General features: G+C 56.5%; 6 protein-coding genes, 1 tRNA gene and 2 pseudogenes. 7 read left to right on the top strand and 2 right to left on the bottom strand.

From position 1 onward, the window contains the following. Positions 1 to 279 precede the first annotated feature (279 nt). The 7 genes and pseudogenes from GRAN_RS26370 to GRAN_RS16865 all read left to right on the top strand — a co-directional run. A pseudogene (locus GRAN_RS26370) lies at positions 280 to 423 on the top strand (DUF1738 domain-containing protein); the annotation flags it as partial. Positions 424 to 540: 117 nt separating this feature from the next. Continuing rightward, positions 541 to 2,718, top strand: coding sequence for a tyrosine-type recombinase/integrase (locus GRAN_RS16890; RefSeq protein WP_128914129.1), 2,178 nt, complete (start codon positions 541 to 543; stop codon positions 2,716 to 2,718). Beyond that, positions 2,711 to 3,721 (top strand): tyrosine-type recombinase/integrase, encoded by a 1,011-nt coding sequence (locus GRAN_RS16885; protein WP_128914128.1) that lies wholly within the window; start codon positions 2,711 to 2,713, stop codon positions 3,719 to 3,721. The genes GRAN_RS16890 and GRAN_RS16885 overlap by 8 nt, the downstream gene beginning before the upstream one ends. Before the next feature lie 113 nt (positions 3,722 to 3,834). Continuing rightward, positions 3,835 to 4,005: pseudogene (locus tag GRAN_RS16880) on the top strand (DUF1738 domain-containing protein); the annotation flags it as partial. Positions 4,006 to 4,169: 164 nt separating this feature from the next. Then, a complete protein-coding gene (locus tag GRAN_RS26845; RefSeq protein WP_338323448.1) occupies positions 4,170 to 4,415 on the top strand; it encodes a DUF6908 domain-containing protein in 246 nt (81 codons plus the stop codon). Positions 4,416 to 4,607: 192 nt separating this feature from the next. After that, a tRNA-Leu gene (locus GRAN_RS16870) sits at positions 4,608 to 4,694 on the top strand. 134 nt (positions 4,695 to 4,828) lie between these two features. Then, positions 4,829 to 5,467, top strand: a complete 639-nt coding sequence (locus GRAN_RS16865) for a metallophosphatase domain-containing protein (protein WP_128914127.1) — start codon at positions 4,829 to 4,831, stop codon at positions 5,465 to 5,467. Positions 5,468 to 5,874: 407 nt separating this feature from the next. On the opposite strand, the gene GRAN_RS16860 is transcribed toward GRAN_RS16865, so the two are convergent. Both GRAN_RS16860 and GRAN_RS16855 read right to left on the bottom strand, forming a co-directional pair. After that, the gene (locus GRAN_RS16860) at positions 5,875 to 6,846 is read right to left on the bottom strand and encodes a tyrosine-type recombinase/integrase (RefSeq protein WP_128914126.1); all 972 of its coding nucleotides are present in this window, start codon (positions 6,844 to 6,846) and stop codon (positions 5,875 to 5,877) included. Further along, positions 6,843 to 8,093, bottom strand: coding sequence for a tyrosine-type recombinase/integrase (locus GRAN_RS16855; RefSeq protein WP_161571014.1), 1,251 nt, complete (start codon positions 8,091 to 8,093; stop codon positions 6,843 to 6,845). Before GRAN_RS16855 ends, GRAN_RS16860 begins: the two co-directional genes overlap by 4 nt. Positions 8,094 to 8,440 lie beyond the last annotated feature (347 nt).

Genomic DNA, 8,440 nt, shown 5'->3' with positions numbered 1-8,440 from the left:
CATGGCTCGGTCATGTCTCCATCGACACCACCAACATCTACGCCGAGGTCGATCTGCAACGTAAGGCCGAAGTCCTCGCCCACTCAAACGACTTCAGCACAACACCCACCACCAACCAGCGATGGAAAGACGACCCATCGCTGCTCGCTTTCCTCCGCTCACTCTAAATAGTTATGTTGTGTACGCAGGGCTCGAACCCGCATGTTCAGCGGCAACGAGCCCGCTACGCAACATAACTGCGAACACAACATAAGTGCGCTTATGTAGTGCTCAACATAAAGCCACGAACTGCTGCATAAGGCAGAGCGCAGGACAGCCACCACCAAGACCCTGCGCGAGACAGAGGCCGAGGCCGTGGCCGTCGCATTTGTTGTGGGAAAGACGGTTGGCTTAGTGACCGGCACCGCGTCCGCCGATTATGTTGTCTTCGCAGTTATGTGACGTTCGGCGGTGGAGGCCCTCTAAACACTGGGGATGGCGGTTTTGGAGACAACATAAGTTGAAGGTCTAGCATGAGCCGGGATCAAGGAGACCCCGATCATGCTGGATACGTTGTTGGATCTTCCGTTTGCACTCAACCGTCACCGTAACGCTCCGTTGCTGGAGGAGCGGTTGGCTTTTCTGAAGTATTTGCAGGAGCGCGGAACAAGCCGCGTCGCGCTTCGTAATGTGTCTGGGCAGATGTTGCATGTCATCGATCTGCTCAAGCTGGAAACGCTGCGCGATGTCGATCTGGGCGAGGTCAAGGAGGCTGCGCGGCGTTGGGTCGACCAGCAGCAAGCGAACGCCAGGGCCCGCACTTATGTTCGAACGGAGAGCTACTTCGAGTATGTGGCGAAGAAATGGCTGCGCTTCGCGGGCAGGCTGAAGTCGCCGCCCACGGCGCACACCTGGTTCGCGGATCATCTTGAAGACTTCGCGCGATGGATGACCGAAGAGCAGGGGCTATCGCCGCTGTCGGTGCGCTCGCATCGATGGAAGGCGTCGCGGTTCTTGACTTGGTTCGCCGAGAAGCATCCTTGCCTGGCGAGTGTGCGGCTTCAGGATGTGGATGAGTTCCTGATCCTGCAAGGCAGCACCCGTTGGAACCGGACATCGGTGACTGTGGCTGCACAGGCGCTCCGATCCTTCTTCCGTCATGCGGAGCGGCGTGGATGGTGCAAGCACGGTATCGCGGAAGGGATCGCAAGCCCACGCAGGTACGTTCATGAAGGTCTGCCGGAAGGGCCGACATGGACGGAAGTACAGCGGTTGCTCCAAGGCATCCAAGGCAAGAGCGCGTCCGCTCTACGTGCAAGAGCGATCCTGTCGTTGTTCGCGATCTATGGGTTGCGCAGTGGAGAGGTCTCGCGTCTTCTGTTGAGCGACTTCGACTGGTCCGGGGAGACGTTCGCGGTGACGCACTCCAAGCGCGGCGGAACGCAGCGATACCCTCTGCAGCACGAGGTGGGCGAATCGATCCTGGAGTACATCACCAAGGCCCGGCCGCGCACCGACTACCGGCATCTGTTCGTGACGCTTCATATGCCTCATCGACGTGTCGAGACTTCGAGCTTATGGAAGCTGACAAGCCATCGGCTCAAGGCAGCGGGGATACTCTGCCGACGAAGCGGACCACAGTCTGCGTCATGCCTGCGCAACGCATCTGCTACAGGAGGGCTTGTCGTTGAAGGAGATCGGCGACCTGCTGGGGCATCGGAGCGCAATGTCCACGGGCATCTACGCCAAGGTCGATATCACCATGTTGCGACGTGTGGCGGACTTCGATCTGGGAGATCTGCTATGAAACTGTCCGCAGCGATCGATCTGTATATCGCAAAGCGTCAGGCTATGGGTGAAAAGTTTTACAGCCCAGCCGCTCTGCTCCGCGCCTTGTCCCGCAGCCATGGTGAAATAGAACTCTCATCTCTTACGCAGGATCAGATGTCATCCTTCCTGGCCGGCCCACGTACTGGCCCTGCGACGTGGCGGCAGAAGTACGGCATGTTGCGGGTCTTCTTCGAGCACTGGCGCGTGCGAGCAGAGTTGCATATGGCACCACTACCGCCACCGGCCCCGAAGTACACGACCAGCTTCGTTCCTTATATCTACTCTGTCTCCGAGTTACGGCTGTTGCTGGCTGCCGTTCCGTGCTGCCAGCGAAGAGATGAGTGCCTTATGTCGGCATCCACGTTCCGTGCTCTGCTGCTTCTGCTCTACGGCACGGGGATGCGCATCGGCGAAGCGCTGCGGCTGCGTGGTGGCAATGTCAATCTTGGCAATGGAATCCTCACCATCCGAGGAACGAAGTTCTATAAGTCGCGGCTGGTTCCGCTCGGAGCGGATGTCCACGCACATCTGCGAGAGTATCTTGCGTTGCCGGGAAGAGTAGATCGCGACGATGAGCCGCTCTTCCAATCCCGCTTACACAAACAGGTTCCACGTCAGGTGGTTGAAAAGCGCTTCCGGATCTTGTGCAATCTCGCGGGCGTTCGCCGGGAGAAGAGCAGCCCCTATCAGCCCCGCATCCACGATCTCCGGCACACCTTCGCGGTCCATCGGCTGACAGAGTGGTATCGAAAGGGTGATGATGCACAGGCTCTACTACCTGCTCTGTCGACCTATCTCGGTCACGTTGAGTTGCACTCGACACAACGCTATCTGACGATGACGCCGGAGCTTCTGGGTGAGGCGAACCGTCGCTTCGAACGCTATGTATGCGGAGGCAGCGATGAATGATAAACGTACTCTGGGCCCCTGGGTGCGACGCTTCCTGATGGAGCATCTGCCCGATGATCGCAACCTGTCGCGGAACACACAGCAGAGCTATCGGGATGCGTTACGTCTTCTGATCGTGTTCGCGGCTGGCACGGTACGGAAGAAGGCGGACAGGCTTCTCCTCGCCGACATCGACGCCGATCTTGTTCGGGTCTTCCTTCACCATCTCGAAGAGGAACGTGGCTGCACGATCTCCACTCGCAATCAACGTCTGGCGGCCTGTCATGCGTTCGCTGCCTTCGTCGGACAGCGCAGCCCGGAGGATCTCGGCTGGTCGGCACAACTACGGTCGGTGGAGTTCAAGCGCTCGACCCGCGTTACTGTCGGCTATCTGGACAAACATGAAATCGATGCTCTGCTGGCCGCACCCGACCGCACGACGAAGGCTGGGCATAGGGATCATGTGCTGTTGCTGTTCCTCTACAACTCTGGAGCGCGTGCCGATGAGGCCGCGCAACTGGAGATAGGCGATATGACTCTGTGTGGCACCGGCAGCGGCACTCTGTCGTCGGTGCGCCTGAAAGGCAAAGGGAATAAAGTCCGTCTCTGCCCGCTGTGGACTTCCACCGTCGTTGCACTACGCGAGCTGACACGCGGGCGGCAGGATCATGAGCGCGTGTTCCTGAGCCGCATAGCCAAACCGCTGACACGCTTCGGAGTGCATGACATCGTCATCCGCCACGCGCGAACTGCGACGGCTTCCGTGCCCGGGATGCAAAAGAAGAAGATCGGCCCGCACACTATCCGACACACTACAGCAACCCATTTGCTCCGCGCTGGCGTGGACATCAATACCATCCGCGCATGGCTCGGGCACGTCTCGCTCGACACCACCAATGTATATGCCGAGACCGACCTCGATATGAAAGCAAAGGCACTCGGCATGTGCGAACAGAAGCAGATGCCTGGAAGGAAACGCTGGCGGGATAATCCCGACCTGCTCACCTTCCTCGCTCAACTCTAGCCCAGCTTATGTGACGTTCGCCAACACAAATCCCCAGTGTTCATAAGGACTCAAGGGCTGAACGTCACATAACTGCGAAGACAACATAATCAGCGTTATGTTGAGCTCAACATAACGCTGACTACATCCACCTGTACCACGGCAACGCTTCCTTGCTGGCCGAATCGCTCGAAGTCATTCAGAAGACGGCGGCGGTCATTCTTGCCGCGCTGGAACCGACCATCGGAGAGGAGGATCATACGGGCGCCACCGAAGCCTCAGAACTCGCGGAGGTGGCCGCGTGAAAACCATTCTCAACCTTCTCAAGAAAGCTGGAGGCTGGCGATCCAGCCTCTATATCAAGATTGAAAACTCACCTATCTGCCGTTGGTGATTGAGGCAGTGGATGAGTCAGGCGCGCTGAGACTTCCTGCTGTCTCAGTCTGACGCTATGGCGAACAGAACGGCGATGCCATGCGCGATCCCGAAAGATTGTTTTGAGCTCGGCTTCGCTGGGGGAGCCCAACTGATTCCGTACTTTTGGCGCGATGACTTCGCTGCCGTGGAGCAGGTCTCACGCGCCATCATCCCTGGCCACTATGTCGCCCTTCTCGAATTGCAGATGCAGCACGAGACGTTTGCGGAGCTTTGGGACAACAACCTGCGTCTGCAGGGCTACGAAGAAGCCTTTACGGACAAGTGCATTCTCGGCTAAACGAGAGGTATGGATAGGCGCCACCCTGCGCCTATTCGTTTCTAGTGCACTCATCGCGCGGCAGGGAGAAACCCGCTCGGTTTCTCCCTGCACCCATTTCCGACTGCTTCCGGCCCCGCTCGCCAGCTGCGCGATAGAAGCGATGCTCAGAGCGCGCACTGGCCCACCTTGCTGCGGTACAATATAGGGAATGGCCGAGTGGTGAAATTGGCAGCCACAGCAGACTCAAAATCTGCCGAGGGCAACCTCATGTCGGTTCGAGTCCGACCTCGGCCACCATATCTACAGCTCATCCCCGCGAGCATTTCCGCCATACTTGATGATCTCTTCCTCTCTTGGGATGCTGAGCGACGTGGAAATCGTTCGCATCCATGCATTGATTTGGTGGCATTAGTCTCGCATCAGGTTCGGCAATGCGGCTCGTAGTTCTTTCCGACACACACGGCCAACACGACAAGATCAGAGCCATCCCCGAAGGGGACATCTTGGTTCATGCCGGTGATTTCATGAACTCTGGCATAGACCTGCTGGAGATCATCTCGTTCAATCGGTGGTTGGGACAGCAGCCATTCAGGCATCGCGTGGTGTGCGCAGGAAACCACGATAAGTACTTCGAGTCGGACCCTGCAACGGCCAGAGGCCTCCTCACGAACTGCCAATATTTAGAGAACTCAGAGATTACGATTGAGGGAGTCCGGCTCTGGGGTTCACCGTACACTCCAGAGTTCTTCAATTGGGCCTTCATGTATCCCCGCGGGACTGCTGCTACGAGATATTGGGACAGCATTCCTAAAGATCTCGACGTGCTGATTACGCATGGACCGCCGTTAGGAATTCTCGATCAGACCGCGCCTAATATGGTGCATCTCGGATGCGCCGAGCTGCTCGATGCTGTTCGGAACAAGAGGCCAAAGGTGCACATCTTTGGGCACATTCACGGTGGCGCAGGCGAGGTGGAACGGGATGGCATCCGGTTCGTGAACGCAGCGTTCCTGAATGAGCGCTATGAGCCCAGCCATCCGGCTGGGAAGATCCGTGTCATCGACATCTGACAAGCGGAATATAGCGGGAGTTGGTTTTTTTAGGGCAGACAATCAGCTTCCAAATAGGGAATAGTTCAAACTTTGCTGCCGCAAATGCTGAGCGGATCGCCAAGCCGTTGCGGAACGCAGCCCATCGACGGGCAAGTCATTGTGATTATTACCTGCGGATCAGCCCACACGACTCGTAAAGTGCTTCAGTGCCTGCTTTGGTGCCTGTCGGTCTTTCAATGAGTCGTCGGCCTGATACCGTCAAACCCAAGAAACCTGACGGAAATGACTCATTCTGATATCCAGCGGGAAAGTACAAAATCCTGTTCCAAGTTTGAGCCTGGAAAAGGTGGCCGTCGTGAGACCGACGGCCGCCGCTGGACCCGGGCTTGATCTCGGGCGAGTTCACTGCCGCTCATCGGCTGTGGTTACAAAGTCGCCAAGAATTGCATGAGGTTTGCATCGTCCCGCCATCTCTTCCGTCCTCGCTGTGGACTGAGTGACAAGAGCGGTTTACGAAACCGCTCTGGAGTCAAACGCATATAACGTTCGACTGAATGCAGCCCCAATTGCCCCAGATAGGTTCCGAGCGCTGGCAGCATCCGATTCATGTTCGAGCCTTCTCTGAGCCACTCCGTGATGCGGTGCACAGCGAAGCTGCAACGAAAATCTGACAACCGAGGCCATCCTGGACCGCCGTCGCGACGCCGTACGTTCACACGTCTGACCAAGCGGGCGAAGTAATGCTGGAGGGAATGGGTAGGCAGAGGGCGGCCTGATTTCTTGACGAACAGATGATCGTTCGTCTTTTTCGATCCGAAACGCCACTTTAAATATGTGCGCAGGATGACGCACAGCTCTTCGCTGATTGGGATGTTGCGACACCGTCGAGACCGAGGTTCGTACACCGCGATCGTTCGCTTCTTGAAATTGACATCTGCACGCTTCAGCATAACCGCTTCTCCCGGCGTCATCCCCGTTGCATACAACAGCAAGAGGATCATCCGAAACACTTTGGCCTCTAGCGCCGTGATCCTATATTTGTGCGTCTTTGCGGTGCCGTCGAGCAAACAGCGTATTTCCGCGTGATTGTAAACGTAAGGAATGAAGGTGGTTCGAACGCGCACTCTTCGGTGGGGCATGACAAACGGCTCCATGACCCCGCGAAACGCCCAATACTCGAACAGGCGGCGCAAGAGCTGGTACTTGACCTGCCAGATGTACGGCTCCTTGCGGTTTGCTTCAAGATAAGTTGCCACGTTATGGGTCGTGATCTCGCTGAGGTAAACATCACCTACGTGTCGGTGGAAGCGCCACAACATCGCTTCCGGCTGTTTGTACATCACCCCGGCATCGCGCTTGCGCGCTACGAACACCTCAATACCCTCCGCCAGCTTCATCGCAAACCACCTAAGCTAAACGCAGCGACCTTACGTAAGGCAACCGAAGAGGACTTCGCATAGACGCTGACCGTCATCGGATTTCGGTGTCCCAGGAAGTCGGAAATCTCGGCCAATGAATGGCCTTTGTGCAAGAGCTGTGTCGCGCACGAGTGACGCAAGCCGCGGGGTCCGGGTTGCGGTGATTTGATTCCAAGGGCTGCCGCTCGTCTTCGCACCATCGTCAGCAGAGCACCTACAGGAATAGCTCGAAAGGGAGTATGAACCGTCACAAAGAGACTTCGGCACTCGCAAGCTGGTCTGCCTTGTCTTAGATACCGCAAGATCGCGTCTCCGACTTCGTATTGCAGCGGGAATCGCTGGCTTCCTCCATGCTTGGCTCTGCGTATCAAAATGCTTTCGTCAAACCAATCAATGTCATCGACTGACAGTCTTGTTACTTCACTGCTGCGCAATCCGTATACGGAGAGCAGTAGCAATATGGCCCTTGCTCGGAGATCGGTCGATTTTTCTCCAGAGGCCGCGCTAATCATCATGCGTACCTCACGCCAACGCGGACCTCGCGGGTTGGGATCGTATCTCGGTACAGACGGAACGATGATGCCAGTTGCGATCCGGTTTGCGGTCAAACCTTCTCGTTCCGCATAACGAAAGAACGTGCGTAAAGCGCCGCAACAGGACACGACCGTCCTCAGCTTCACCTTAGGTACGCAATCTTCCGCGATGTATTGCTCGACGTCCTGAAGCGTAATGTCAGCGAACACCTCGCGCCGTGCCTCGGCCCACCGCAAGAACCATAAGACTCGGTGGTAGTAGTTTTTGACGCTACCCGCCGTCATACCGCGCGTCACCTTGATATGGAAGATGTAGTTCGGGAGGAGATCGCCGTAAGGCGTTGATGGCTTCGGAGTTTCAATGAGAAGGTTGCGATACTGCATCCAATTGATCGCCGCCCTTCTGAAATCGTCGAACGAGACCGAGGAGACCTTTCGTTTAGCAGATTTTTCAATGCTCTCCTTCCACTGCTTTGTCGCATCGTCAATCGCATGCACAGTCACCGCAGAATCGGTGTCCAGTCGGAGAAAATGAATGACGCTTAGCAGAGTTCGGCTGATCGACTGGACTCGCGGCACGCTGGTGCCGCGTTGCAAAAGGTGGTTTAGATACTCGTTGCGCTCTTCCAAAAAAGGAGCGGCAAGATGGCGTTCCCGGTGGGCTCTCTGCCTGAATGGGTAGTTATAACTCATCAGGTTTCGACGAAACTCGCCGCGAAATGGACTAGGCATCAGGCGTATATCAGCCTCGGCTCGATGATCTCCAAGTCATCTTTGCTGTTCACCGGATCACTGCTTGGATTGAAGCTGGAGTGGGACTCAATCGACCGCTGCCTGCGCTCGCAGCTTATATGGGTCAGGCTGGATTTGGATCGATTGGGCACTACCTGTCTCTGCCCCAGAGCGATTTGGAAAGCAGCTCGACAAGCTGAATTTTGTACATGGGAAGGGCGATTGGGTCAAAGAAAACGATCTGATGCATTTCTTGGCCACTCTTCAATCGTCTTGAACTGCGACGCATACGCCTGATGCTCAAAACA

This window comes from Granulicella sibirica (assembly GCF_004115155.1).
GTDB classification, from domain to species: Bacteria; Acidobacteriota; Terriglobia; order Terriglobales; family Acidobacteriaceae; genus Edaphobacter; species Edaphobacter sibiricus.
The sequence above is the reverse complement of the archived record's forward strand: the minus strand, read 5'-3'. Positions and strand labels throughout refer to the sequence as shown.

Bases quoted from the DNA above. Each gene is read 5' to 3' on its own strand.
- GRAN_RS16890 (WP_128914129.1), top strand. From the start codon at position 541: ATGCTGGATACGTTGTTGGATCTTCCGTTTGCACTCAACCGTCACCGT.
- GRAN_RS16885 (WP_128914128.1), top strand. From the start codon at position 2,711: ATGAATGATAAACGTACTCTGGGCCCCTGGGTGCGACGCTTCCTGATG.
- GRAN_RS26845 (WP_338323448.1), top strand. From the start codon at position 4,170: ATGCCATGCGCGATCCCGAAAGATTGTTTTGAGCTCGGCTTCGCTGGG.
- GRAN_RS16865 (WP_128914127.1), top strand. From the start codon at position 4,829: ATGCGGCTCGTAGTTCTTTCCGACACACACGGCCAACACGACAAGATC.
- GRAN_RS16860 (WP_128914126.1), bottom strand. From the start codon at position 6,846: ATGAAGCTGGCGGAGGGTATTGAGGTGTTCGTAGCGCGCAAGCGCGAT.
- GRAN_RS16855 (WP_161571014.1), bottom strand. From the start codon at position 8,093: ATGAGTTATAACTACCCATTCAGGCAGAGAGCCCACCGGGAACGCCAT.